19 protein-coding genes, 2 tRNA genes and 1 pseudogene are annotated in these 25,678 nt (G+C 57.5%); 5 read left to right on the top strand and 17 right to left on the bottom strand.

Annotated elements, in window-relative coordinates; translation table 11 throughout:
* Window positions 1-83: 83 nt before the first annotated feature.
* A complete protein-coding gene (locus ACWKWM_RS08330; RefSeq protein WP_483845689.1) occupies window positions 84-1,106 on the top strand; it encodes a 2-oxoadipate dioxygenase/decarboxylase family protein in 1,023 nt (340 codons plus the stop codon).
* Between the two features lie 130 nt (window positions 1,107-1,236).
* On the opposite strand, the gene azu is transcribed toward ACWKWM_RS08330, so the two are convergent.
* Window positions 1,237-1,683 carry an azurin gene (gene azu, locus ACWKWM_RS08325; protein WP_483845829.1) on the bottom strand — a complete coding sequence of 149 codons (447 nt, stop codon included), beginning with the start codon at window positions 1,681-1,683 and terminating at the stop codon, window positions 1,237-1,239.
* Between the two features lie 412 nt (window positions 1,684-2,095).
* Between azu and ACWKWM_RS08320 the strand changes: the two genes are divergently transcribed.
* Window positions 2,096-2,281, top strand: a complete 186-nt coding sequence (locus tag ACWKWM_RS08320) for a hypothetical protein (protein ID WP_483845688.1) — start codon at window positions 2,096-2,098, stop codon at window positions 2,279-2,281.
* 158 nt (window positions 2,282-2,439) lie between these two features.
* Here ACWKWM_RS08320 and ACWKWM_RS08315 read toward each other — a convergent pair whose 3' ends face one another.
* The 7 genes and pseudogenes from ACWKWM_RS08315 to ssp4 form a co-directional block, all read right to left on the bottom strand.
* Complete coding sequence (locus tag ACWKWM_RS08315; protein ID WP_483845687.1) at window positions 2,440-3,333, bottom strand: transglutaminase family protein; 894 nt, start codon at window positions 3,331-3,333, stop codon at window positions 2,440-2,442.
* On the bottom strand, window positions 3,333-5,837 hold the full coding sequence (locus ACWKWM_RS08310; RefSeq protein WP_483845686.1) for a circularly permuted type 2 ATP-grasp protein: 2,505 nt from the start codon (window positions 5,835-5,837) through the stop codon (window positions 3,333-3,335). The genes ACWKWM_RS08315 and ACWKWM_RS08310 overlap by 1 nt, the downstream gene beginning before the upstream one ends.
* Window positions 5,838-5,975: 138 nt before the next feature.
* On the bottom strand, window positions 5,976-9,266 hold the full coding sequence (locus tag ACWKWM_RS08305; RefSeq protein WP_483845685.1) for a transglutaminase family protein: 3,291 nt from the start codon (window positions 9,264-9,266) through the stop codon (window positions 5,976-5,978).
* 172 nt (window positions 9,267-9,438) lie between these two features.
* Window positions 9,439-9,915 (bottom strand): hypothetical protein, encoded by a 477-nt coding sequence (locus tag ACWKWM_RS08300; protein WP_483845684.1) that lies wholly within the window; start codon window positions 9,913-9,915, stop codon window positions 9,439-9,441.
* A gap of 368 nt (window positions 9,916-10,283) precedes the next feature.
* Window positions 10,284-10,567, bottom strand: a pseudogene (locus tag ACWKWM_RS08295) (YgiQ family radical SAM protein); the annotation flags it as partial.
* 57 nt (window positions 10,568-10,624) lie between these two features.
* Window positions 10,625-11,470 (bottom strand): hypothetical protein, encoded by an 846-nt coding sequence (locus tag ACWKWM_RS08290; RefSeq protein WP_483845683.1) that lies wholly within the window; start codon window positions 11,468-11,470, stop codon window positions 10,625-10,627.
* Window positions 11,463-12,383, bottom strand: coding sequence for an Ssp4 family T6SS effector (ssp4, locus tag ACWKWM_RS08285; protein ID WP_483845682.1), 921 nt, complete (start codon window positions 12,381-12,383; stop codon window positions 11,463-11,465). The genes ACWKWM_RS08290 and ssp4 overlap by 8 nt, the downstream gene beginning before the upstream one ends.
* Before the next feature lie 194 nt (window positions 12,384-12,577).
* Between ssp4 and ACWKWM_RS08280 the strand changes: the two genes are divergently transcribed.
* Window positions 12,578-13,066: an Hcp family type VI secretion system effector gene (locus ACWKWM_RS08280; protein ID WP_483845681.1), complete on the top strand. Its 489-nt coding sequence runs from the start codon at window positions 12,578-12,580 to the stop codon at window positions 13,064-13,066.
* 54 nt (window positions 13,067-13,120) lie between these two features.
* Here the strand turns inward: ACWKWM_RS08280 and ACWKWM_RS08275 are convergent, their stop codons facing one another.
* From ACWKWM_RS08275 to rnr, 8 genes are all read right to left on the bottom strand, one after another.
* Window positions 13,121-15,424 carry a YgiQ family radical SAM protein gene (locus tag ACWKWM_RS08275; RefSeq protein ID WP_483845680.1) on the bottom strand — a complete coding sequence of 768 codons (2,304 nt, stop codon included), beginning with the start codon at window positions 15,422-15,424 and terminating at the stop codon, window positions 13,121-13,123.
* Between the two features lie 228 nt (window positions 15,425-15,652).
* The gene (dnaB, locus tag ACWKWM_RS08270; RefSeq protein ID WP_268799322.1) at window positions 15,653-17,047 is read right to left on the bottom strand and encodes a replicative DNA helicase; all 1,395 of its coding nucleotides are present in this window, start codon (window positions 17,045-17,047) and stop codon (window positions 15,653-15,655) included.
* Window positions 17,048-17,195: 148 nt separating this feature from the next.
* Window positions 17,196-17,642 (bottom strand): 50S ribosomal protein L9, encoded by a 447-nt coding sequence (rplI, locus tag ACWKWM_RS08265; protein WP_483845679.1) that lies wholly within the window; start codon window positions 17,640-17,642, stop codon window positions 17,196-17,198.
* 21 nt (window positions 17,643-17,663) lie between these two features.
* On the bottom strand, window positions 17,664-18,560 hold the full coding sequence (locus tag ACWKWM_RS08260; RefSeq protein WP_483845678.1) for a YybS family protein: 897 nt from the start codon (window positions 18,558-18,560) through the stop codon (window positions 17,664-17,666).
* Between the two features lie 36 nt (window positions 18,561-18,596).
* Window positions 18,597-18,827 (bottom strand): 30S ribosomal protein S18, encoded by a 231-nt coding sequence (rpsR, locus tag ACWKWM_RS08255; protein ID WP_037015707.1) that lies wholly within the window; start codon window positions 18,825-18,827, stop codon window positions 18,597-18,599.
* 28 nt (window positions 18,828-18,855) lie between these two features.
* Complete coding sequence (rpsF, locus tag ACWKWM_RS08250) at window positions 18,856-19,281, bottom strand: 30S ribosomal protein S6 (protein ID WP_122851041.1); 426 nt, start codon at window positions 19,279-19,281, stop codon at window positions 18,856-18,858.
* Between the two features lie 284 nt (window positions 19,282-19,565).
* The gene (rlmB, locus tag ACWKWM_RS08245) at window positions 19,566-20,324 is read right to left on the bottom strand and encodes a 23S rRNA (guanosine(2251)-2'-O)-methyltransferase RlmB (protein ID WP_483845677.1); all 759 of its coding nucleotides are present in this window, start codon (window positions 20,322-20,324) and stop codon (window positions 19,566-19,568) included.
* Window positions 20,321-22,954 carry a ribonuclease R gene (gene rnr, locus ACWKWM_RS08240; protein WP_483845676.1) on the bottom strand — a complete coding sequence of 878 codons (2,634 nt, stop codon included), beginning with the start codon at window positions 22,952-22,954 and terminating at the stop codon, window positions 20,321-20,323. Before rnr ends, rlmB begins: the two co-directional genes overlap by 4 nt.
* Before the next feature lie 215 nt (window positions 22,955-23,169).
* Between rnr and ACWKWM_RS08235 the strand changes: the two genes are divergently transcribed.
* Together ACWKWM_RS08235 and ACWKWM_RS08230 are read left to right on the top strand one after the other, a co-directional pair.
* Window positions 23,170-23,256 (top strand) — tRNA-Leu (locus tag ACWKWM_RS08235).
* 306 nt (window positions 23,257-23,562) lie between these two features.
* Window positions 23,563-23,649: transfer RNA gene (locus ACWKWM_RS08230), tRNA-Leu, on the top strand.
* A gap of 66 nt (window positions 23,650-23,715) precedes the next feature.
* On the opposite strand, the gene ACWKWM_RS08225 is transcribed toward ACWKWM_RS08230, so the two are convergent.
* On the bottom strand, window positions 23,716-25,650 hold the full coding sequence (locus ACWKWM_RS08225) for a methyl-accepting chemotaxis protein (RefSeq protein ID WP_483845675.1): 1,935 nt from the start codon (window positions 25,648-25,650) through the stop codon (window positions 23,716-23,718).
* Window positions 25,651-25,678: the final 28 nt, after the last annotated feature.

Raw genomic sequence — 25,678 nt, 5'->3', positions numbered from 1 at the left:
ACCCCGTCGTTTTTTTTCGCTTGTCGGGCTTCTTCATCAGCGCTTAGATCGCAGCCTAACTTTCACAGTCTGAGCCGCTGCCCATGCCGTCTTTCCAAGGCCTCTTTTCTCTTGTTGCATCAACAGTCGGCCAGCCTGCGGCCGACTGGCTAAACAATCACGTTGAAGTCCCAGACGGATTACACGCCTTTGGCTGGAGCGAGGACGCGATCCATCGGGTGTGGCTGGCCGAAGCGCTAAATCTTTGCCTGTTCCACAAGCTGGTCGAAGCGGTGCCGGACGGCCGTCGCTATGTCAATGAGCAAGCGCAAAACGGCCGCAAGGTAGTGTTCGACCATGGCGCCATTCGCACTGTGGACTGGGCCGCAAACGGCGAATTACCTCGCGGGCGTCTAGCCTTCTCGCGGATTCTGGAGCCGCTCGGCTTCACCGACGTGCGCACTTATCCACTGACCAAACTCAACATGACCGGCTGGGGCTATCGACAGCTGGATCTGCCGGAGGACATCTCGCAGTTCTTCGTCTCGGAGTTGCATCCCGGGCGCTTGAGTGAATCGTTCCAGAACGCCGTCAGCCGGGTCGTCGGCTCAAGCCGCGATCCATTGGGCGCCGAACACCTAAGCATCCTCAAACGCCTGCAGCTGACCCGTCATTGCAGCCTGCAGGAGGCTACGCAATTGCTGCCGGCCATCTATCGGGCGTTTGGCCGTCAGCACGGCGTCGTGCAGGAATCCGACTATCGCGTGCTGTTAGCCGAGAGCGCTGAGATGGCGTGGATTGCAACCGAAGGCAACAGCTTCAATCACTTGACCGACCGAGTCATGGATCTGGAAGCCGTGGTAGAGGAACAGATTCGTCTGGAGCGGTCCATGAAGGACAGCATTGAAGTCTCGACGTCGGGCCGCGTAATGCAAACGGCGTACAAGGCCTGCACGATTACTCGTTCACTGGCCGACGGCAGCGGAACCCTTCAGGCGCATCAGGTGCCGGGATCGTTCGTCGAATTTATTCAGCGAAAAATCGACCCCGACAGCGGCAAGATCGACCTGAATTTCGACAGCAGTAACGCGCAGGGGATTTTCAAGATGACGGATTCAAAGCGCTGATCTATCGCTTTTGTTGGAGCGAGGCTTGCCCGCGAAGCCAGCGACTCGGTACACCTGACACACTAAAGTCTCAGCTTCGCGGGCAAGCCTCGCTCCAACAGACAGAAGAAAGCGAGGACGCCGCTTGAGCTTACTTCAGCGTCACAGTTCCTTTCATCATGCTGATGTGCCCAGGGAATGAGCAGAAGAATGTGTAGCCCTGGCCCGCCTCAAGCTTGGACACATCAAAGCTCACCGAATCCTTTTCGCCAGCACCGATGACTTTGGTGTGGGCAATTACGCGGGCGTCGCCTTCCTTCAGGTAGTCCTTATCGATCCCGGCGCTCAAACCATCGGTCGCGATGGGCTGGGCGTCTTCGGTTTTGCTCAGCACCCAGTTATGGCCCATAACGTTTTTCGGCAGGCTGCCGGAATGCTTGAGATTGACGGTGAAGGTCTTGCAGCTCTTATCAATTTCGATGGCTTTGGTGCTGAAGGTCATCTGGTCGGTAGAATCAACTTCGACCGAGCATTCTGCGGCCAGCAAATGACCACTGACCAACGTGAGCAGGGATGCAGCTACCAGTTTACGAATCATCATGCGTCTCCAAAGGTTGCTTCTGATTTTTTGTATACAAAGACTGCCTTAACTCGAAACAATTTCCAACGCCTAATTTGAAAGAGTCGCCGGATGGTGCGCTCTATCGCCCCCATCGAGACAATCAAGCGGCTCAGGATAGGGGCCGGTACTACCATGGCGACATCATCATTTGGGAGTAATGGCCATGGAACTTAGTAGTCTTTTTCGCAGTTTGCTCGCAGCCTACGCCTGTGGCGCCAGCGGAAGTTACGCCAGCGAGCCTCAGTCGTACAGTGAATACAGGCGTCTAGCTCGCGGTGTCTGACAGGTTTCAAAGCAGCCACTGTGTGCCGTTTGCCAGCGTTTAAGTGTGCCGTGCGCCATTCTCAGGCAGAATGAGCACACTTCACTACTGCCCAGAGGATTGCCCATGGCCAAACCCAACTATTCCTTCGCGAAACGTCAGAGAGATTTGGCCAAAGAGCAGAAGAAAGAAGAGAAGCTGCAGCGTAAACAGCAGGCAGTGCAGGACGAAGCGGCTGTCGAAGGCGAGGCCGTCGAAGGCCAGGAGACTACTGATGAGTCCGAGGCAAAACCTGAATCTCCAGCTCAGTGAGCTAATGAATTCGTAGGCGTTTTTGTAGGAGCTGCCGAAGGCTGCGATTGCGGTGTATCAGATAACCCGCATCGCAGCCTTCGGCAGCTCCTACAAAGGATCACATGCATGTCAGGCCGCGTTTCGTAGTCCAAGAAAACCTTAGCCCAACCGACGCATCACCCCGCTATCGGCATCACCGTCACCCGCACTTCCGGGTCGTGACTGCCCCCTCCCAGAATCACCCCCCGCAACGGCGATACATCCGAAAAATCCCGTCCCCACGCCAGGCTGATGTGCTCAAGCGCCGGCTGAACGTTATTGGTCGGATCGAAATCGACCCAACCCAACACCGGACAAAACACCGAGACCCAGGCATGGGACGCATCGGCGCCGATCAACCGTGGCTGACCGGGCGGTGGCTGAGTCAGCAGGTATCCGCTGATGTACCGGGCCGCCAGCCCCCGCGAGCGCAAGCAGGCCAGCATCAAGTGCGCGAAGTCCTGACACACGCCACGTCGGGTTTCCAGCACCTCCACCAGCGGCGTCGCGACCTGAGTGGCCTCATCATCGAAGGTGAATTCGCTGAAGATCTTTTCCATCAACGCCTGCGCGCATAGCAGCACAGGCCGTCCCTGCGGAAAACAGCTGTCGGAAAACTCGACGAACGACTGCTTGAGATGCACATAAGGTGATTCGAATCGATAACGACAGGCTTCGAGAATCTCCGGCGAGACCCGTAAAGCGCTGTATGTGAGTGCGCCTTGGGTAGCGTTCCAGCCAGCAGACTGATTGAAGTCCAGCAATGGGCGCTCAAGCACTTGCACCCTGAGCCGCGCATTGACCTGCAACTCGTCGTGGGGGCGTTCAAACGCCAGACGCGTCAGCGGATTACCAAACACGTCCAGCTCATCGCGACGGCAGGTCGGCATCGGATTAATCAGCAGCTGACGCTCAGTGCAAACCTGCCATGGGCTTTCCCGCGGCCACAAATGCGCCAGCTGCTGCGCCAGCGACACCGGGCTATCGTAGTGGTAATGGGTGTCATGAAGAATCTGGTAATCCGCGCTCATCAAACAGACACCGTGCGTTGGCTGACGTCATCGACATGAGCGAAGTGGCGCAAGGCCAAACGATCAGAGACCAGTCCACTGGCTTCACCGATGTTTTGCAGCAGGTCCGCCAAGCCTTCGAGCACCGCCTTGACGCTGCTTTCACCGAACAGTGGATTTTCCAGCGTCCCGAGATCGAACGCCGACAACCGCCGACTCAGGGTGGAAAGGCTGGCATCGCGTGGCGCGCCAAAATCTTCATTCAAGCGGTTCAACGAACGCGACACCAATTTGAGCTGAAACAACACCGCATGGGGGTTTTGCTCATCAAGAAGCAGCAGGTCGAGTACCGGAATCAGCTGCGGCACCGCCAAATACCTCGAGCGATAGGTGATGCTGCTGTTGCCCAGTTCAAGCAACCATTCCAGGCCTGCCTGATCCAGCACCGCGTCGCTGCGCAAGAACGCCGCCAGGCTAGTGCTGAGAAATTGCAGCCGCTCGATGCGCCGACCGATCATCAAAAAGCGCCAGCCTTCATCGCGAGTCATGTCGTCCAGGGCAAACCCGGACAACGCTGCCAGCGACATAACCAGACGATTGAGGAAATCCAGCAGCTCGCCGAAATCGGGATCCTCGGTTTCCAGCGCCATGGCCTCACGTTGCAGCTCGACCAGCGCCTGCCAGTTTTCCCGGGACAACTTGCCACGCACCTGAGATGCCGCCCACTGCAAGCGCTGCAGGTTGGAGCGCAGGCTCGAAGGCCAATCATCACCGAGCAAGGCCTGCAACAGGCGATCGCTGAGTTCTTCGCCCTCCTTCTCTTCATCTTCCATTGGCAACAGGTGCAAGCGCTCGCCGAGCTCGACAGCCGCTTGCAGGGCCAAGGCATCGTCGCCGTCCACGTAGCGCGACAGCATGATGCGCATCAGCCGCGCGGCGTCGTCGCAACGTTCGCAATAGCGGCCGAACCAGAACAGGTTTTCCACCACACGCGACGGCAAATAAGGATCGCGGCGAATCAGATCATGAACGCCCAGCGCGCGCTGCCCCTTCCACGGCTCGCTGCCGAAAGACCGCTCGCCGAGAATCCAGGTGTCTTTACTCGCACCGCCGCGCTGCATGGATACCACGTCGGCATCGGCTTCTGCCGCCACACGCGTCAGGCCGCCGGGCAGCACGCGGTAGCCCTCGGCGCCCGCCACCGCGTAAACACGCATGCCGATAGCGCGGGGCTGCAACTGGCCGTCGTCGGATTGCCAGATCGGCGCCTGGGACAACTGCGCCAGCTCCTGCGCCACGTAGGCGTAAGGCCGCGCTTGCATGCGAGCGGCCAGCGCCTGACGCTGTTCTTCGCTGAGATCACGGCCAAACACCGGGGCAAAGCTCTGCGATGGAAACGCCGGTTTGATCAGCAACTCCGGCATTTTCTCCAGTGCCTGCGCCAGCACCGGCGGCTCTCCACACCACCATGTCGCCACGGACGGCAGGATCAGCTCTTCGCCGAACAGAAATTCGTTGATCTTGGGCAAGAAGCCCAACAAACCGGGGGACTCCAGCACGCCGCTGCCCAAGGCATTCGCCACTAGCACGCGGCCCTGACGCACAGCTTCGAGCAGGCCAGGCACGCCCAGCGCAGAATCGGTGCGCAGCTCAAGGGGATCGCAGAAGTCGTCGTCGAGCCGGCGCATGATCGCGTGCACCCGACGCAGGCCGCTCAGGGTTTTCAGATAAACCGTGGCATCGCGCACGGTCAGATCCCCCCCCTCGACCAAGGGATAACCCAACTGCCCGGCGAGATACAAATGCTCGAAATAGCTCTCGTTGAAACGCCCCGGCGTGAGTAAGACCACCAACGGCGCCTCGCTGCTGCTCGGCGCCTGACGGATCAGCGTCTCTTGCAGCGAACGGAAGAAGCCCGACAAGTGCTGCACTTCCAGGTCGCGATATAGCTCCGGGAAGGCGCGGGACACGATCAAGCGGTTTTCCAGCGCATAACCGGCACCCGAAGGCGCCTGCGTACGGTCAGCGGTAACCCACCAACGGCCATCCGGCGTGCGCGCCAGATCCACGGCATACATGTGCAAAAAAATCCCTTCCGGTGGCGTCATTCCCTGACACGGCCACAGGAAGTTGTTGTGACCAAACACCAGTTCGGCGGGCAGCAGACCTTCGGCGATCAACCGTTGCGGGCCATAAAGATCAGCCAGAACGGCGTTGAGCAAGCGCGCGCGTTGAGCGATGCCCGCCGACACTTGCTGCCACTCCTGCGCCGGAATCATGTGCGGCAGCAAATCCAGTTCCCATGGGCGGTCTGCCCCCTTGGGGTCGGCGTAAACGTTGTAAGTGACGCCGTTTTCCTGGATCTGCCGGGTCAACAGGGCCTGACGTTGAATCAATTGCGAGGGAGTGCTGCGTTGCAAGTGCTCGTACAGACGCACCCAATGCGGGCGAACAGCGCCGCTGGCGTCGAGCATCTCGTGATAAGTACCCGCTGAAAGCGGATAGCGGTCAAGCAGGTCGGGCATGGAGGGCTCGGCAGACGACTGATTAAGACTTCAGGTTAGCGCAGGCAAATGACATACGGATCGAGGCGCTTCCTTGCGGCATCCATAGGGTCACGCCGTCCGAAGCAAGGACGCTTCAGACGACTGCCTGGGCCGGTTTTAATGCAGACGCATGTCCAGCGTCATCGGTAACTCATCATTGATCGACACAGGCTCGATCACCAGTTTGCCGGGCGTATGGCCGACGCGGAAGAACCGCGACAGGCGCCGGCTTTCGGCTTCGTTGGCGTTGACCGGCAGCGTTTCATAATTGCGGCCACCAGGATGCGCGACATGATACTCGCAGCCGCCTAGAGAGCGATGCATCCAAGTGTCTACGATGTCGAAAATCAACGGCGCATGTACGGGAATGGTCGGTTGCAGACAATTGGCTGGCTGCCAGGCGCGATATCGCACGCCAGCGACGAACTGTCCAACACGACCTGTCGGCTGCAATGGAACCGGAATGCCGTTGCACGTCAGTTGATAACGCTGCGGCGGCAGGCCGTTGACCTTTAACTGCAAACGTTCCAGCGACGAATCCACATAGCGCACGGCGCCGCCCGCAGCGCCCTCCTCGCCCAGCACGTGCCAAGGCTCAAGTGCCTGACGCAGCTCAAGCTCGATGCCGCTGACCGCGTAATCGCCGACTTTCGGGAAACGGAATTCCAGGTGCGCCGCGAACCATTCGGCACGCACCGGATAACCCGCTGCATTAAGGTCAGTGATGACGTCGGCGAAATCCTGATTGATGAAGTGCGGCAGCATGAAGCGGTCGTGCAGCTCAGTACCCCAGCGCGCCAGCTTGGCCGGCGCATAAGGTTCGCGCCAGAATTTGGCGACCAGTGCGCGCAGCAACAGCTGTTGCGCCAGGCTCATGCGCGCATGGGGCGGCATTTCGAAGGCTCGCAGCTCCAGCAACCCGAGACGCCCTGTCGCGCCATCCGGGGAATACAGCTTGTCGATGCAGAACTCGGCGCGGTGGGTGTTGCCCGTCACGTCAATCAGCAAGTTACGCAGCAAGCGGTCCACCAGCCACGGCTCACATTCCTCACCCGGCTTGGGCATTTGCGAAAAGGCGATTTCCAGCTCATACAAGGAGTCGTTACGCGCCTCATCGACACGCGGTGCCTGTGAGGTCGGCCCGATGAACAGGCCGGAAAACAGGTACGACAGCGATGGATGGTTGTGCCAGTAGCTGAGCAAACTGCGCAGCAGGTCGGGCCTGCGCAAAAATGGTGAGTCCCCAGGCGTCGCGCCACCGAGTACGAAGTGGTTGCCGCCGCCGGTGCCTGTGTGGCGTCCGTCAATCATGAATTTTTCGGTGGTCAGACGCGTCAGGCGCGCTTCTTCGTAAAGAAACTCGGTGCGCTCGACCAGCTCGTCCCACGTCGCGGACGGCTGCACATTGACTTCGATCACGCCCGGGTCCGGGGTGATGCGGAAGTTAGAAATGCGCGGATCGTGGGGCGGTTCGTACCCTTCCAGCAGCACGGGACAGTGCAGCTCCTCGGCGGTCGATTCGATGGCCGCGACCAGCTCCAGATACGCCTCCACTCCTTCCAGCGGCGGCATGAACAGGTACAGACGCCCGCCACGCACTTCTGCGCCCAGCGCCGTGCGGGTCAGCCATTCGGCAGATTCGTCGATTTCCGGGGCACGGTCTGCATGGGTGTCAGTACGCTCAGTCAACGCATCGACTTGAGCGTTCAGCGCATCGCGACCGGGCAGGTCAGCGAAGTCCTGGTTGAAATCGGTCGGGTGGATGTAGGGATATTCTGCGGCCTTGACCCACGGCTGGGATGCCAGCGGCAAGCGATAGCCCAGCGGCGAATCGCCCGGCACGAGACGACAGTGTTCGTCGCGCAAATACCAGCGACCGGTTTGCCAATGCTCGTCAGCGGCATCGCGCGCCAACGGCATGACGTAGCCGATGACCTTATCCAGCCCCTGAGAGAACACTTTGCGCAGACGCGCGCGCTCCAGTTCGTCTTCCAGACGCGAATCCTGGGCGCTGACGTTTGCCGGCAGCGCACCTTCGCGCCACAAGTAATAGAAGTTGTCTTCGAAGGCAGGGAATACGTAGCGCGACGGCAGCTTCAGGCGCTCGGCGACGCTGCGCAGAAAACGCCCGGCCATCTCGCTGTCGGTGCCGTAATCTTCCTGCTCGTCAGCGATCAGCGCGGTATTGCGCCACACCGGCTGCCCATCGCGCCGCCAGAAGCAGTTCAACGACCAACGAGGCAGCTGCTCGCCGGGGTACCACTTACCCTGACCGAAATGCACCAGCCCCTGCGGCGCATAATGCTTACGCATGCGCTGGAACAGTTCGGCAGAGAGAATGCGTTTTTTCGGGCCCAGCGCGGCGGTGTTCCATTCATCGCCATCGCGATCATCGATAGACACGAACGTCGGTTCGCCGCCCATGGTCAGGCGCACGTCGTCGCGCACCAGATCGCTGTCAATCTGGCGACCCAAAGCCTGGATTTCCAGCCACTGTTCTTCGGTGTACGGTTTGGTGACCCGCGGCGCTTCCCAGATCCGTTCAACCGACATTTCGTGGCTGAATTGGGTTTCACACGGCTCAACCAGCCCGCTGATCGGCGCGGCGGATGACGGATCGGGGCTGCAGGCCAGCGGAATATGACCTTCGCCAGCGAACAGACCTGAAGTCGCGTCCAGTCCAACCCAGCCTGCACCGGGCAAATACACTTCGCACCAGGCGTGCAGATCAGTGAAGTCAACATCGGTGCCGGATGGCCCATCGAGGGCTTGAACGTCCGCCTTGAGTTGCACCAGATAGCCAGACACGAAACGCGCCGCCATCCCCAGATGCCGCAGCAACTGCACCAACAGCCAGGCCGAGTCACGGCATGAGCCAGAGGCGTTCTCCAACGTGAATTCAGGCGTCTGAATGCCCGGCTCCATGCGGATGAGATAACCGATGTCCGCCGCCAGACGCTGGTTGAGACCTACAAGGAAGTCAATGGCCGGGATCGGGGTGCGGTCGATACTGTCCAGATACGCCTGAAACTTCGGCGTCAGGGGCAGTTTTTCCAGATACGGCGCAAGCTCGCGCTGCTCTTCACTTGCGTAGGTGAACGGGATCTTGTCGGCGTAGGGTTCAAGGAAAAAGTCGAACGGATTGAAGACCGCCATCTCGGCGACCAGATCTACTTCAACCCGGAATTCAGTGGTCCTGTCAGGGAAGACCAACCGCGCCAGGTAATTGCCCTGCGGGTCCTGCTGCCAGTTGATGAAGTGATTTTCAGGCAGGACTTTCAGCGAATAGGACAGAACGCGCGTGCGGCTATGCGCTGCTGGACGCAGGCGTACGATTTGCGGACCCAGTTCTACCGCTCGTTCGTAGCGGTAATGCGTGACGTGGTGCAAGGCAATATGAATCGACACGGCGTGCCTCCTGCGAGCCTAAACGGTAACGGAGCCGCGCAAGACTTATGCCATCCGGGCAAAGCACCTGCGGCTCCGGCAAAGATGCTGCCCGCTCAGCTAAGCACAGCACCAAAATCGCGCCAGCGGCGACTGACCGTGCAAGGGTCGCACGGAAAGGGGGCGGGTGGGGTTATTTGCGGCGTTCGGCTTTGAGACGGCGCATCCTCGCTCTACGAATTCCTAGAAAACGTTCGCGTTTATAACGAACGAAGACAACAACTTTACGAAATTCCCGATGGCGGTTTGAGTTTAGGTTCAGCAATCCAAGCAGCGGAAAGAGCACACCCAAGATATAGAGGAGTTTGTGCGGTCTGTGCTCAATGGTTGGCAATACCGCCAGAAGGCATCCGAGGAATACGGCAACCACGCTCCAAACCCACTGCGGCCGTCCATACACCAAAGAGAAATGGCAAACGCATGTTAAAACCGTCCCACTCATCAGGACTCCGAAATGCCAAATTGTGCTGACTTCCAGCGGTACATCTCTGAAATAGGCGTCAACGACCAGTAATTCAGCAGTGGCTAGTGAGAACAGCGACAAAAATATCCCGACCATGAATGTCGGGAAATAGTCCCCCAAGAACAACAAATACTGCAACGGCCTCATGACTGGCTCACCGTCTCGCATACCGCGACCGCATTCGTTCGTAGGTTTACCGAGATCATCCCTTGTCCTCGCTGATTCATGAGGCCGGGAGAATAAGCAGTCAGCGACCTATGGGCTGCAGGAAGAGGCTTGATAGTACGTAGGATCGCTCCCCTTCTTGCTGTAGTGCCTCGGAATCAAACGTCAAAATCTGAAACGCAAAACGCCAACTCGAAAGTTGGCGTCTCGTTTACTGCTCACGCTTTAGCGCGGGAAGACCGGCTTGCGAGGAGGCTTGCCGTTAGGCTTGCCACCTTTCGCCGCGTCCATACGCTCCTTGGCCGATTGCTTGCTGCGGGCCATGGCGACGGCTTTGCTTCTTCGAGCTTGTTGACGTACGAGTTGATGATCTTGTCGACATTGCCCGGACGATCAATGCGCGTAGAGTAAACTTCGTACCAGCCCGCCGGTGTACCGCGACGAATGAATGCCGTGCCGCGCACATCGGTGATGTCTTCGATCTGCCTGTAGGAAAGGCGCTGGGCAACTTTGACGATCGCGCGCTCGGCGTTACCGTACGAAAGAATGTCAGCGCAGACGTCTATCAGAATCGAGTTGCGAACCTTGTCCTGCCAGTAGTCATAGTAGCGATGCGAAGCAGCGACGCTTCAATGAGGCGTCGGTATGCCCCTTCGAGGAAATATGCTCAGTTGGCATGCCAATTTCTGGTCTACTCGCCACGCTCCAATTTGCGAAAAAAAAACTGCAGCCGCAAACCGACGGCTCCGATCATTACTGTGAATGCATAGACAAACATGGCAAACCAATACATACCTGGGTTACTAGCAGCTGAGTAGCGTACGACCGGACCGGTTCTACCGCCTAACGAGGTAACACCGCTTACGAAACTTTCGTATGCAAGGTATAACCCACATCCCATAATAGAAACCAACATAAACGCATATATCGAAGTACCCAGCTTTCTCAAAATAGAATTTTTTTTCTTGAAAGCAGCAGATTTTTCCGCGTGAGCCCTGAGTCGGTTGTTAAGTGCAGTTTCTCGCTTTGACGTTTTCTTTTTAAGACCGGAACTGCCATCTTCTATTGAGCTAACTTTGGACGTGATAGCTTTACCGCCTCCCTCTTGATTCATGCGCTCAAGCTGGCTTCTTAACTCTGTGAATCTCAGACAAAACCCTTTATGTCGTTTGCTATTAAACAACAGCAGACCTGACAGAGGAAAAAAAAATGCAAGCGCGCAGTTCAGAACATTTGCGCCAAGTGCGATAGCAACCAACACGATAGCTATACAGAGGATCAAAATAGCTAATGCGATTTTCAACCAAACGCCGCTCCCTCCGGCAATCATGAAATTACAATGAAATATTAATGCCGCGCACCCGAAACCCACTACCGGCAAAAACCGCTCCACTTGGGCGGTGGGAAAATAATCCAGATAAATAGTTGTGCCGACCCATAGCGCAAAACCCACCGAAAGAAAGGAAACAAAAATATTACAAGCACACATCGATAAGTAACGCCGACGATACTGCTCCATCTTGACATAATCACTCATTAGTTACCTCTTGATATATGCCAATGGCTATTACTTTCAAAATTCCAGACATGAAACTACCGGCCACGTCGGGCAGCATACTCACACAGTCTGCTATTTGTATTTTTGTACTTTGTCTAATTTGAACTGGGGTAAACCTTCCAGGCAACTCGCCCGCAGCCTGCCTCAGCTTTAGCAACTTGGGCGTCAGACGCGGATCTTTGATAAGAAGCAATTCCCTAGTCAGCGCTTTACGCTCTTGCCTGTTTAAACCGCGCAGAAGCTGCAGAATGTTTTTACCTGTCGATGCTTTCGCAGTGCTTATGAGTTTGAATGTGACACCTACCGTAATCGCCACTCCGAAGAGAGAAATGGCATCTAGCGCAAATGCAGCCGCCTCGTACCATGCCTTGCTATCAAGATCGTCTTTGTATTCAGGGTCGTTTACTTCAAGGTGCGTCCTATAAGCGCCATTGAGGCATTGGGCAGTAGTGGCTAGCGCGGCAGCGAAGCCGATATAGGCCACCACTGTGCTTGTGCCAGCGCTAAACGGAATCAGCACCGTGCCGGAGGTTGCTATAACGCTCCAACTGATGATTGCCCCGATGCATGCAACCGTCATTCCCGAAGCCTCAAATGCTAGTTCGGACTCACGCGGTCTTGTCTCCAATACCTTAGCAAACTCTTGCGCGCCCATATATCTGGGAGGCTCTCGAAGAATGACCCGCTTGATCGCTACGCTACAGATCGACTGGAACTCCCGCAGGGTGATCACGTTGAAGTCGGCATCGATGTAAACCACGCCCGCTCCGACAATTGCCGGATCACTGTCGATGACGCGGTACAGACGGTTAAGGTCAATGGTGTTCTCTATACGTTGCCGAGTATTCATTCGTGCAACCGAAAATCCATCGTGAAGCCGAATGGTGTTCATCCCTTTCCCCTACGTTTGTTCAGATCTGCTGTTCGGATCTGGCAAGGATAGGTAGTCGTCAGGGATGCGAATGTAGGAAGAGGTTTGATAGTGCGTAGGACTGCTCCCGTTCTGCCTGTAGTGCCTTGCGATCAAAAGCCCGGTGATAAAAAGTGTCGCACGACAATTCGTCGTGACACTCAAAGGAATGGCTGATGGCTACTGATATGTTTTTGAAGTTGGGCGGCATCAAGGGCGAATCGAAGGACAGTGCTCACAAAGAGGAAATCGACATTCACACGCTTCAATGGGGAATGACGCAATCGGGCTCCATGCACCAAGGCGGCGGTGGAGGCGCAGGCAAGGTAAACATCAATAACCTCAGTCTCACCAAGTCGCTGGACAAGTCTTCGCCCAACTTGATGATGGCCTGTTCAACCGGCAAACATTACCCAGAAGCAACCCTTACGCTGCGCAAGGCTGGTGGCGGTAGCCCCGTGGAATACATGACGATCACGCTAAAGGAGGTGATGGTCGTTTCCTACGGCACTGATGCCGGCAACAGCGATGAAATTCCGAAAGAAAGTATCGCGCTAAACTTCGGCACTGTTCTGGTTACCTATCAGCCACAAAACGCCGAGGGCGGTAAGGACGGTGGACCGATCAAGTACGGCTGGAACATTCGCGAAAACTCGCCCATTTGAAACGCAAAACGCCAACTCGGAAGTTGGCGTTTGGTTTTGCACGCAATCTGATAACTAGCGCGGGAAGACCGGCTTGCGAGGAGGCTTGCCGTTAGGCTTGCCACCTTTCGCCGCGTCCATACGCTCCTTGGCCGCTTGCTTGTTCCGCGCCATCGCGGCGGCTTTGGCTTCTTCGCGCTTGTCCCACGGCTTGCTGCCGTCACTCGCGCGCGGTGGCAGGCCGGTGTGCTGCGTTTGAATCAGCGTGGTCTTGCCAACCTTGTGGCTGCCGGACGGCGTCGAGTTCTTGCGTCGGGCGCTCTGATAGCTGTCAGTCTCGGGCTGATGCGACGGGATCAGTTGATTCTTGCCCGAACCGATCAAATCGGAACGGCCCATGCGCACAAGGGCTTCACGCAGCATCGGCCAGCCCTTCGGGTCGTGATAGCGCAGGAAGGCCTTGTGCAAACGACGCTGCTCTTCACTCTTGACGATGGTGACCGAATCGCTCTTGTACGTCACTTTACGCAGCGGGTTCTTGCCCGAGTGATACATCGCAGTGGCGGTCGCCATCGGCGATGGATAGAACGCCTGCACTTGGTCAGCACGGAAGCCGTTGCCCTTGAGCCACAGCGCGAGGTTCATCATGTCTTCGTCGGTGGTGCCCGGGTGGGCCGCGATGAAGTAAGGAATCAGGTACTGCTCTTTGCCCGCTTCCTTGGTGTACTTCTCGAACATGCGCTTGAACTTGTCATAGCTGCCAATGCCCGGCTTCATCATCTGATTGAGCGGACCTTCCTCGGTGTGTTCCGGGGCGATCTTCAAGTAACCGCCAACGTGGTGGGTTACCAGCTCTTTCACGTATTCCGGTGATTCGACAGCCAGGTCGTAACGCAGACCGGACGCGATTAAAATCTTCTTCACACCCGGCAAAGCGCGGGCGCTGCGGTACAGCTGAATCAACGACGAGTGATCGGTGTTCAGATTCGGGCAAATGCCGGGGAACACGCAGGACGGCTTGCGGCACGCGGATTCGATTTCCGGGCTCTTGCACGCGATGCGATACATGTTTGCGGTCGGCCCGCCGAGGTCGGAAATGACGCCGGTGAAGCCTGGCACCTTGTCGCGGATCTCTTCGATCTCGCGAATGATCGACTCTTCGGAACGGTTCTGAATGATTCGGCCTTCGTGCTCGGTGATCGAACAGAACGTACAGCCGCCGAAGCAACCGCGCATGATGTTCACCGAGAAACGAATCATGTCGTAGGCAGGAATCTTTTCCTTACCATACGCAGGATGCGGAACGCGTGCATATGGCATGCCGAACACATAGTCCATTTCTTCGGTGGTCATGGGAATCGGCGGCGGGTTGAACCAGACGTCGACTTCGCCATGCTTCTGGACCAAGGCCCGAGCGTTGCCTGGGTTGGTTTCCAGGTGCAGCACGCGGTTGGCGTGGGCATACAGCACCGAATCGTTGCGCACTTTTTCCATGGACGGCAGACGGATGACCGTCTTATCGCGGGTCATGCGCGGGCTCGCCAGAATCTGAACGACTTTGGCTTCGTTCGGGTCTTCAAGCGGGCCCTTGTCTTGCTCAATGGCGCAGGCTTCGGTGTCTTGAGTATTGACGTACGGGTTGATGATCTTGTCGACTTTGCCCGGACGATCAATACGCGTGGAGTCAACTTCGTACCAACCTACGGGCGTGTCGCGACGAATGAACGCCGTCCCGCGCACGTCGGTGATGTCTTCGATCTTATGACCATAGGACAGGCGCTGTGCAACCTCGACGATCGCGCGCTCGGCGTTGCCGTACAAAAGAATGTCGGCGGCGGCGTCGATCAGAATCGAGTTGCGAACCTTGTCTTGCCAGTAATCGTAGTGGGCGATGCGGCGCAACGAGGCCTCGATACCCCCGAGGACAATCGGCACGTGCTTATAGGCTTCTTTGCAGCGCTGGCTGTACACCAGACTCGCGCGGTCCGGACGTTTGCCAGCCATGCCGCCGGGGGTGTAGGCGTCGTCGGAGCGGATTTTCTTGTCCGCGGTGTAGCGATTGATCATGGAGTCCATGTTGCCGGCCGCGACGCCGAAGAACAGATTCGGCTCGCCTAGCTTCATGAAGTCGTCTTTGGACTGCCAGTTTGGCTGGGCGATGATTCCGACGCGGAAGCCTTGCGACTCCAGCAGCCGGCCAATGATCGCCATGCCGAACGAGGGGTGATCGACGTATGCATCACCGGTGACAATGATGATGTCGCAGGAGTCCCAGCCAAGCTGATCCATTTCATCCCGACTCATCGGCAGGAATGGCGCTGGCCCGAAACATTCGGCCCAGTACTTCGGATAGTCAAATAACGGCTTGGCTGCTTGCATGTCAGGACCTACGTGTTTGCACGTTGGAAAATCGCGGGCGCGGAATATAGCACAAATTTTGATCAAATCCGACTACGGCGGTCGGACGTTTACGGCTTGATTCCAATCGATGGAGCGAGTGGGCGGCATTCCGACTTGCCCGCGAAGCTGCTACCGCGGCTTATCTGACACTCCGCGCCTGTCAGCTTCGCGGGCAAGCCTCGCTCCAACAAAACAAAAAGCGCGCACTTACTCGTCGTCGAAGTTGTAACTGCCCGGCGCCAGGTTTTCGAAGCGGGTGTACTTGCCGATGAACGCCAGCCGCGCCGTGCCGATCGGGCCATTACGCTGCTTGCCGATGATGATCTCGGCAATACCTTTGTGCTCGGTCTCGGGGTGATAAACCTCATCCCTGTACACGAACATGATGACGTCCGCATCCTGCTCGATTGCTCCGGATTCCCGAAGGTCGGAGTTGATCGGACGTTTGTTCGGACGTTGCTCAAGGGAGCGGTTGAGCTGGGACAACGCGACAACCGGGCAGTTGAATTCCTTGGCCAGGGCTTTAAGCGAGCGAGAGATTTCGGAAATTTCGTTGGTCCGGTTATCGCCACCGGAACCCGGGATCTGCATCAGTTGCAGGTAGTCGATCATGATCAAGCCGATTTCGCCATGCTCACGCACCAGACGCCGGGTGCGCGCACGCATTTCCGAAGGGCTGATGCCAGCGGTGTCATCGATGAACAGCTTGCGGTCATTAAGCAGGTTGACTGCCGATGTCAGGCGAGGCCAGTCATCATCTTCCAGCCGGCCCGCACGGACCTTGGTCTGATCGATCCGCCCCAACGAAGAGAGCATACGCATGATCAGCGATTCGCCAGGCATCTCCAGCGAGTACACCAGCACAGCCTTGTCACTGCGCAGTACCGCGTTTTCCACCAGGTTCATGGCAAAAGTCGTTTTACCCATCGATGGACGGCCGGCAACGATGATCAGGTCGGACGGCTGCAAGCCACTGGTCATGCCGTCCAAGTCGGTGTAACCGGTGGAAAGCCCCGTGATCGCATTATCGGTGTTGAACAACGTATCAATGCGATCGATGGCTTTGGTCAGCAGGTCATTCACGCTGACCGGACCGCCGGTTTTGGGCCGGGCTTCGGCGATCTGGAAGATCTGTCGTTCGGCCTCATCGAGGATTTCGGCGCCGGAACGGCCTTCGGGATTAAAAGCGCTGTCGGCGATTTCGGCGCTGATGCCAATCAACTGCCTTAGAGTCGCCCGCTCGCGAACGATCTGCGCGTAGGCCTTGATGTTGGCGACCGAAGGAATGTTTCTTGCCAGCTCGCTGAGGTATCCAAGACCACCGACCTGAGAGGTCTGGCCCTCCTTGTCCAACTGCTCTGCCAGCGTGACCACGTCGATGGGGCTGTTCTGATCAGCCAGTTTCGCGATGGCGCGGAAGATCAAACGGTGGTCATGCCGGTAGAAATCGCCGTCCGACACCTGATCCAACACGCGTTCCCAGGCGTTGTTATCCAGCATCAGACCACCGAGCACGGCCTGTTCGGCCTCGATGGAATGCGGCGGCACCTTCAGGGCAGCAGTTTGCAGGTCGTATTGCTCGGGGGCGGAGATATCGTTCATGGCCACACAGAATCAGGGATTTTAAAATCAGGATAAGCAGAAAAACAAAAGGCACGACCTGAAAACAGGATCGTGCCCGATGTTAACCGCCTGACGCACAAGTCGCCAGACGCTTGGACTCCCGCACAAAGCGCGGGAATCAAACTGCTTAAGCAGCCACCACAACAACGCGGACGGTAGCTTCAACATCGCTGTGCAGGTGCACAGCAACGTCGAATTCGCCGACGTTACGGATGGTGCCGTTCGGCAGACGAACTTCGCTTTTCGCAACTTCAACGCCGGAGGCGGTCAGTGCGTCAGCAATGTCGTGAGTACCGATCGAACCGAACAGCTTGCCTTCGTCACCAGCAGTGGCAGTGATAGTCACTTCCAGCTCAGCCAGTTGGGCAGCGCGCGTTTCGGCAGATGCTTTCTTGTCAGCAGCGGCTTTTTCAAGCTCTGCACGACGCTCTTCGAATGCAGCCAGGTTGGCAGCAGTCGCAGCGGTCGCTTTGCCGAAAGGCAGCAGGAAGTTACGGCCGTAACCAGCCTTAACGTTTACTTTATCGCCCAGGTTGCCCAGGTTGGCGATTTTTTCCAGCAGGATCAGTTCCATTTGGGTAATAACCTCTTAACTTTAACCTTCACCGTTCGCAGAACCGTTATCGGCGTCTTTCGACGCCAGCCGGCCGCGAAAATCAATCAGGCTGTCGACGATGGCAAACACCACCAGCAACGGATAGATCAGCTGCATAAACAGCAACAGCGTGACGTACAACCCTACTAGCCAGAACCGGGTCAATCGCTTCGCAGCGACCATACCGTGAATCAAGGCCAGTCCCGCAAATACCAGCGGCACGCTGCACAACGGTGTCAACATTGCCAGCTGCGGACCGAAGTTCGGCCCCACCAGCATGCACACCAACAGCACCAGCATCGGTACCCGCGGGAGTTTCAGACTGCGAAATTCGCGCCCGAAACCACCTGGGTTGTACAACAACGCCTGCCAGTAACGCCCAAGAAGCAGGCACAACACGCTGACGATTTGCAACAAAGCCGCTATCAGGCCATTCAAGACCGGTGCAATCAGTGCCCCAAGACGCGCTCGCTCATCTACCGACATCTGCTGGTAGACCTCACCGAGGACATGCGGCAGGAGTTTCTGCAACTCCAGCGCCATGGCTTCGATAGGTTCGCGGAAAACCGCTCCTAGAATCACTGCGTACAACAATCCCACTGCCACGCTGACCAACAGCACACGTACCCAGGACTCACTGGCACGCAACACTGCAGCCAATCCCAATGAACCGAGCAACACCATAAGCGTGCGTGGTTCACCGAAATACCACCAGACCAAGGCCGGTAGCAGCGCCCAGGCGAGGACGCCAACGGCATCACTCAACCCGCGCCGCAGGAGCACAAGGCACCCCGCAGCAGCACTTACCCAAAACAACAGCGGCAACGCCGCACATCCAACCATCACAAGGATGGCCTGCATGCGGCCGCGCATAATGAAGTCAGCCAACGCGCGCATGCGATCTATCCCTTACTGCTTGTCGACTACCTGGTCTCAGCGGCCGTGGCTGTCGGTGTAGGCCAGCAGGGCCAGGAAGCGGGCGCGCTTGATAGCGGTAGCCAGCTGACGCTGATAACGAGCTTTGGTACCAGTAATACGGCTTGGAACGATCTTGCCGGTTTCAGATACATAAGCTTTCAGAGTGTTGAGATCTTTGTAATCGATCTCCTTCACGTTTTCAGCTGTGAAGCGGCAGAATTTACGACGACGGAAGAAACGTGCCATGTAATAGGCTCCTCAAAAGGTCCGTGGATTACTCGTCAGCGTTATCGCTGTTGTCACTGTTGTCGCCGTCATCGCCATCGGCGCTGTCGGAGTGCTCAGGACGGTCGCGACGCTCACGGCGCTCACTGCGGTTTTCTTCGGCCTTGAGCATTTCGGACTGACCGGTAACGGCTTCGTCGCGACGGATGACAAGGTTACGGATCACAGCGTCGTTGTAACGGAAGTTGTCTTCCAGTTCAGCCAAGGCCTTGCCGGTGCACTCAACGTTCAGCATCACGTAGTGAGCCTTGTGAACATTGTTGATTGCATAGGCCAGTTGACGACGGCCCCAATCTTCCAGACGGTGGATCTTGCCGCCGTCTTCTTCGATCAGCTTGGTATAACGCTCAACCATGCCGCCGACTTGCTCGCTCTGGTCCGGGTGAACCAGAAAGATGATTTCGTAATGACGCATGAATGCTCCTTACGGGTTGTAGCCTGCCGCCATATAGCGGTCAGACAAGGAGTGAATAACACTGGTTTGTCTTGCACAGGGACAGGCACGTGAGCGCCTGCCGTCACAGCAAGGGGCGCAATTGTAGAGAAGGGTCGAGAGAGGCGCAAGGCAATTGGTGATTATTTGAACAGGTGACGGATAGTGCTAGATGTATGAGCGCGCTTGCCCGCGAGGCTTACTGCGATCGACCTGACAAACCGCATCAAGCCTAAATCGCGGGCAAGCGCGCTCCTACATAGTCATCACTTCTTATTGGCGGACTTAACGCTGCGCTGACGCAGGGCCTCAAACAAGCAAACACCTGTCGCGACAGAAACGTTAAGACTGCTGACGCTACCCGCCATCGGCAGGCGCACCAGATAATCACAATGCTCACGGGTCAAACGGCGCATGCCTTTGCCTTCAGCGCCCATGATCAGGATCGTCGGGCCAGTCAGGTCCTGCTGATACAGCTCAAGCTCCGCCTCGCCAGCAGTGCCGACTACCCACAGGCCGCGCTGCTGGAGTTTTTCCAGCGTGCGCGCCAGATTGGTCACAGCTACCAGAGGAATCACCTCTGCTGCGCCGCAGGCCACTTTACGCACGGTAGGGGTCAGCGTTGCGGACTTGTCCTTGGGCACGATAACAGCCAACGCACCCGCCGCATCGGCAGTGCGCAGGCACGCGCCCAGGTTATGCGGATCGGTCACGCCGTCGAGCACGAGGATAAGCGGCGCGCCTTCGGTTCGATCCAGCAGCTCATCGAGCATCGCTTCGCCCCAGACCTGGCTCGGACTCACTTCCGCAACCACGCCTTGGTGAACGCCCTCGACCCAGACGTCCATCTCACGGCGCTCGGCCTGACCGACCGAAATTTTGCTCTGGGTCGCCAGCTCTACGATCACCTGAACCCGTGGATCGCTACGACCCTCCGCCAGCCAGACCTGCTTGACCCGCTTGGGGTGGTGACGCAATAGCGCTTCTACGGCATGCACGCCGTAGATTTTTTCCAGCTGACTCATGACTTGGCCTTAGGTTTACGCACTCCGCCGCCACTGGCAGCAGGAGCGGAGCCCGATTTCGACGGGCCTTTACGATGCTTGCTTGATTTGCCGGATGGCGCGGAATCAGCGCCAGCCTTACTCGACTTTCCCGACGGTGCCTTGCTACCGCCCTTCGCGTCTGCCAGCAGAGCTTTTTTCAGCTCCCGGCTTTTGCGAACTTCTGCGTTTTTTGCCGCTGCATCGCTGGGCCGGTAAGCCTCGGTCGCAGCAGGCGCCTTAGCCTTGGCGGGAGAACCACGACGACCGGACTTGTTAGGTGCCGCAGCCTTTTCTTTTTCGGCAGGTGCAGCAGTCGGCTCGGACGTACGACGTTTGCGGCCAATCGGCGCGCTGGTGGTCTTCTCCGACATTTCGAAATCGATCTTGCGCTCGTCGAGGTCAACGCGCATGACGCGCACTTCAACGGTGTCACCCAAACGGAAGCTGCGGCCGGTGCGCTCGCCTGCCAGACGGTGATGAACCGGATCGAAATGGTAGTAATCGCCCGGAAGAGCAGTCACGTGAACCAAGCCTTCGACGAAGATGTCAGTCAGCTCAACGAACAGACCAAAACCAGTCACCGCAGTGATCACGCCAGGGAAGGACTCACCGACGCGATCCTTCATGTATTCGCATTTCAACCAATTGACCACGTCACGCGTAGCCTCATCGGCACGACGCTCGCTCATCGAGCACTGTTCGCCCAACTGCTCAAGCGCTGCCTCATCGTACGGATAGATGCGCGCTTTAGGGATCACGGTCGCACCGGCACGACGTACGTGCGGCGTGTCCTGCTTGGAGCGAATGACGCTTCGGATCGCGCGGTGCGTGAGCAAGTCAGGGTAACGACGGATCGGCGAGGTGAAGTGCGTGTACGCCTCGTAATTCAAGCCGAAGTGGCCGTGATTGTCCGAGCTGTAAACCGCCTGGCTCAAGGAACGCAGCATCACGGTCTGGATCAGGTGGAAATCCGGGCGGTCCTTTATGGTTTCAAGCAGCGCCTGATAATCCTTCGGAGAAGGACCGTCCTTGCCTTTGTGCAGCGACAAGCCCAACTCGCCCAGGAACGCGCGCAGCTTTTCCAGACGCTCCGGTGGCGGACCATCGTGAACACGATACAGCGCAGGAATTTCATGCTTCTTGAGGAATTCGGCCGTGGCAACGTTCGCCGCCAGCATGCACTCTTCGATCAGCTTGTGGGCATCGTTGCGGGTGGTCGGACGAATTTCGGCAATCTTGCGCTCGGTACCGAAAATAATTCGGGTTTCCTGCGTTTCAAAATCAATGGCGCCACGGGTATGACGCGCACCGAGCAGCACCTTGTACAGCGCGTAAAGCTGCTTGAGGTCCGGCACGACATCGCCGTACTCGCCACGAAGCTGTTTTGCTTCGGCGGTCTTCGAATGCTCAAGGATCGTGCTGACCTTGTTGTAGGTCAGCCGTGCATGGGAATGGATCACCGCTTCGTAGAATACGTAGTCGGTCATCTCGCCGGTTTTGGAGATAGTCATCTCACAAACCATGGCCAAGCGGTCGACGTGCGGATTCAGCGAACAAAGGCCGTTGGATAACTGCTCTGGCAGCATCGGCACAACGCGCTCAGGGAAATACACCGAGTTGCCACGGACTTGCGATTCGGCGTCCAGCGCCGAACCGAGCTTCACGTAACTGGAGACGTCGGCGATGGCGACGTAGAGCTTCCAGCCACCCGAGAACAACCGCAGCTTGCCGGGCTTTGCCTCACAGTAAACCGCGTCATCGAAGTCGCGAGCGTCTTCACCGTCGATGGTTACGAACGGCAGATGGCGCAGATCGACACGGTTCTCTTTGTCTTTGTCTTCGACCTCCGGCTTGAGCTTGGCGGCCTCTTTGAGGACGGCTTCAGGCCAGACGTGCGGAATGTCGTAGGTGCGCAGCGCGACATCGATTTCCATGCCGGGCGCCATGTAATTGCCCACCACTTCAACCACATCACCCTGCGGCTGGAAGCGCGGCGTTGGCCAGTGAGTGATCTTCACTTCGACGAACTGACCGATCTTGGCGCTGTTGTTACGACCCGGTGTCACCAGCACTTCTTGCTGGATCTTTGGGTTGTCCGGAATCACAAAGCCAATGCCAGCCTCTTCGTAATAGCGGCCGACAATGGTTTCGTGCGCACGGGAAATTACTTCAACAATCACGCCTTCGCGACGACCGCGACGGTCGAGACCGGAAACCCGAGCCAGCCCACGGTCGCCGTCGAACACCAGGCGCATTTGCGCCGGGCTCATGAACAAATCATCGGAGCCGTCATCCGGGATGAGGAAGCCGAAGCCATCGCGATGACCGCTGATACGGCCAAGGATCAGGTCGAGCTTGTCGACCGGCGCGTATGTCCCGCGGCGGGTGTAGATCAGTTGAGCGTCACGTTCCATTGCGCGAAGGCGACGACGCAAGGCCTCGAACTGATCTTCAGTCGTCAAGCCGAACTCTTCGACCAGCTGCTCACGACTCGCCGGCGAACCGCGGTCGGAAAGATGCTGGAGAATCAGCTCACGGCTGGGAATAGGGTTTTCGTATTTTTCCGCTTCACGAGCGGCCTCGGGATCGAGGGACTGCCAATCGGCCATTAGAATGAGTTCACCTTATCTGTATGCATTTAGTTTGGCATATACCCGATTGAAACGCGAAGACACCATTTGCTGGGTGTTCTTGCTATTTCAAAAAAATATTTCACAACAGGGCTTTACAGCCCCTAATCTCCTCCGTAAGATGCGCCCCACAACGACGGCAGCGCCACGTTGTAGTTGAAGTCAACCGTTTTTTCGATTGAAATCAACGACTTGCCCAGATGGTGAAATTGGTAGACACGCCAGCTTCAGGTGCTGGTGACCGCAAGGTCGTGGAAGTTCGAGTCTTCTTCTGGGCACCAATTCAACGAAACCGAGCCAAGTGCTCGGTTTTGTGCTTTCTGGCATTTAAAAAACATTCAAACGGATCACCCAACGCTCAGCGTAGATCAGTCCAAGACCCATGCCCGCTTTTTCCTGCCGCAATGACGGCCACATGAGCACGCTTGCCCGCGATGAATCCGGACGCCCAACGTATCCCGTACGCCTGACTGGTCCGTCACTGGCAAGCCCGCCCTGATGAATCACTGCGCGACAAACCCATCCTGATCGCCAATTACTAAATTCCTGTTGCAATCGCTCCATAAATCTAATTAAATCAGCGCATTGCCCAGATGGTGAAATTGGTAGACACGCCAGCTTCAGGTGCTGGTGACCGCAAGGTCGTGGAAGTTCGAGTCTTCTTCTGGGCACCAAACCTGCAAAACCGAGCCCAGCGCTCGGTTTTGTGCTTTCTGGGGTAGCCAATCCCAGGCAGCCCATCAAGCCCTGAATTGTCCCAGACTGGCCTTGAGCTGCGCCGCCAGCTTATCCAGCGCCTTGCCGCTCGCAGTAGTCTCGACGACTGCCTGCGCCGCACGCTCGGCTTGAGCATGGATCACCTCCACGCGCCCTCTTACCTTGTGCGCGCCCTCAGCCTGATGCGCCGCGGCTTGCGTTGCCAATCCAATAGCCGCGTGCACCTGCTCGACCGATGCTTGCACAGACTGCTGAAGCCGGGCGCTATCTCGCAGCACAGCCAGACCCTCCTTTGCCTGACGCCCTGCCAGACCGATCGCTGCCACAGCCTCTTTGGCTCCAGATTGCAGTGCTCCAATATGCGCTTGAATATCACCCGTCGAACTTTGCGTCTTGCTCGCCAGCGCCCGCACTTCATCCGCCACAACCGCAAACCCGCGACCGGTTTCACCCGCACGCGCAGCTTCGATGGCCGCGTTCAGTGCAAGCAGATTGGTCTGCTCGGCGATACCGTGAATCACCTCCAGCACCACCTCGATCTGCTCGCTCTGCTGCGCCAGACGTTCTATGACCTTGGAGCCGGTTTCAACCTGCCCGGCCAGTGCTTCGATAAGGCTGCCCACCTGATTTGATGTGCGCGTGGTTTCATCAGTGGCCTGACGAATGTCCACCACTTGCTTGAGCGCGGCCTGCATCGCATGGCTTTCCGACTGGGCTTCGTCTGCCATTTGTGCCAAAGCGTTAAGACTTGCAGCCACTTCATCGCGCTGCAATTCGGCCGCAGCACTGGCGCCAGCATTGCGCTTGCTTAGCGCGCCGATTTCCACACCGGTCTGCTGAGCCACGTCGCCCGCTTCACGAACAATAGGCTGAAGCTTGTCGACGAAGCGGTTGACGGCTGCAGCCATGTCGCCGATTTCGTCATTGCTGTTGAGCCTCACCCGCTTGGTCAAATCGCCCTCGCCTGCTGCCAAATCATTGAGCGCGCTGATGAGCAGGTGAAGCTTGCTGACAACACGACGCCCCAGCACAACGGCCAGCGCCAGCAATACGCCCAAACCTATCAGGCCCAAGCCAAGCCCTATTCGCCAGCGCAAAGTCTGAGCCGCTTCTTGCACCGTTGTCGTGGTATTGCTCGCCATCGCTGACGCAGCGGTTTGCGCCGATTCGAGACGTGTGCGCAGCGCTGCCGAGCTTTCTGCTGCGGCACCCGCAAGACTCTCAGTGACCATCTGCTCGCCGTTGCCGATCAATGCGGTAAAGCGCTTGTCCAGCGCCGCCAGGTTTTCTTCCACGGTGGCCGTTGATACACCCATGCGCACCTTGCCGATCTCTACACCATTGGGGCTGATCGATGCTTCAACGTAATACACAGACGGATCGTTCTTGGCGGCATTCAGGACCTTGTCCATCGCCCGATCACCCTCGCCCTTGGCAAGCAAGGACTTGATCGACTCATTGTCCCGGTTCAAATAGCGCGTCAGATGCTCACCCTGGGCATCGTCATACACAACGAAGAGCACGTTGGGATTGCGCTGCGCTCGGCGAGCGAATTCAGAAAGTGTTGGGGTGTCGCCATCCCACATGGCGCGAGGTGAGACAGCGGCGAGTAGCTCTGCCATGTCGGTCGCCGAATCGTGGAGATCTTTCTCAAGGGTCGCTCGTAGCTGTTTCTGCTCATCCTTGAGACGCGCGGAAAGACCAACGCTGAGGCGCTGGCGTGTATTTTGCGAAAGATTATCGAGGCTGGCCGTTACGTCGCGACTGGCCTGCTCAAGTTCCGATGACAAGTGTTGCGAATCTACACCCAGCCGCGCAGCGAGATCCGCCTCCAGCGCTGTGACTGTGCTCCGGGTCAGGGCGACGGCCACCAACACCTGCACCAAAAGAGCAATGCCAAGAGCAATGAATACGGGGCGCAGTAAGCGGCTGCGCAAAAGCGATAGGACGGCTGACACGGGCAATTCCCCCACAACAAGCGCCATT

The sequence above is a fragment of the Pseudomonas rosaeacicularis genome (assembly GCF_057128745.1).
Note: the sequence above shows the minus strand (reverse complement) of the source record. Positions and strands in the feature narration are given on the sequence as shown.

Coding starts and splice junctions, on each gene's coding strand:
- rplI (WP_483845679.1), bottom strand. CDS start 17,642: ATGGAACTGATCCTGCTGGAAAAAATCGCCAACCTGGGCAACCTGGGC.
- ACWKWM_RS08315 (WP_483845687.1), bottom strand. CDS start 3,333: ATGAGCGCGGATTACCAGATTCTTCATGACACCCATTACCACTACGAT.
- rnr (WP_483845676.1), bottom strand. CDS start 22,954: ATGGCCGATTGGCAGTCCCTCGATCCCGAGGCCGCTCGTGAAGCGGAA.
- ACWKWM_RS08330 (WP_483845689.1), top strand. CDS start 84: ATGCCGTCTTTCCAAGGCCTCTTTTCTCTTGTTGCATCAACAGTCGGC.
- dnaB (WP_268799322.1), bottom strand. CDS start 17,047: ATGAACGATATCTCCGCCCCCGAGCAATACGACCTGCAAACTGCTGCC.
- ACWKWM_RS08260 (WP_483845678.1), bottom strand. CDS start 18,560: ATGCGCGCGTTGGCTGACTTCATTATGCGCGGCCGCATGCAGGCCATC.
- ACWKWM_RS08275 (WP_483845680.1), bottom strand. CDS start 15,424: ATGCAAGCAGCCAAGCCGTTATTTGACTATCCGAAGTACTGGGCCGAA.
- ssp4 (WP_483845682.1), bottom strand. CDS start 12,383: ATGAACACCATTCGGCTTCACGATGGATTTTCGGTTGCACGAATGAAT.
- rlmB (WP_483845677.1), bottom strand. CDS start 20,324: ATGAGTCAGCTGGAAAAAATCTACGGCGTGCATGCCGTAGAAGCGCTA.
- rpsF (WP_122851041.1), bottom strand. CDS start 19,281: ATGCGTCATTACGAAATCATCTTTCTGGTTCACCCGGACCAGAGCGAG.
- rpsR (WP_037015707.1), bottom strand. CDS start 18,827: ATGGCACGTTTCTTCCGTCGTCGTAAATTCTGCCGCTTCACAGCTGAA.
- azu (WP_483845829.1), bottom strand. CDS start 1,683: ATGATTCGTAAACTGGTAGCTGCATCCCTGCTCACGTTGGTCAGTGGT.
- ACWKWM_RS08280 (WP_483845681.1), top strand. CDS start 12,578: ATGGCTACTGATATGTTTTTGAAGTTGGGCGGCATCAAGGGCGAATCG.
- ACWKWM_RS08320 (WP_483845688.1), top strand. CDS start 2,096: ATGGCCAAACCCAACTATTCCTTCGCGAAACGTCAGAGAGATTTGGCC.
- ACWKWM_RS08300 (WP_483845684.1), bottom strand. CDS start 9,915: ATGAGGCCGTTGCAGTATTTGTTGTTCTTGGGGGACTATTTCCCGACA.
- ACWKWM_RS08310 (WP_483845686.1), bottom strand. CDS start 5,837: ATGCCCGACCTGCTTGACCGCTATCCGCTTTCAGCGGGTACTTATCAC.
- ACWKWM_RS08290 (WP_483845683.1), bottom strand. CDS start 11,470: ATGAGTGATTATGTCAAGATGGAGCAGTATCGTCGGCGTTACTTATCG.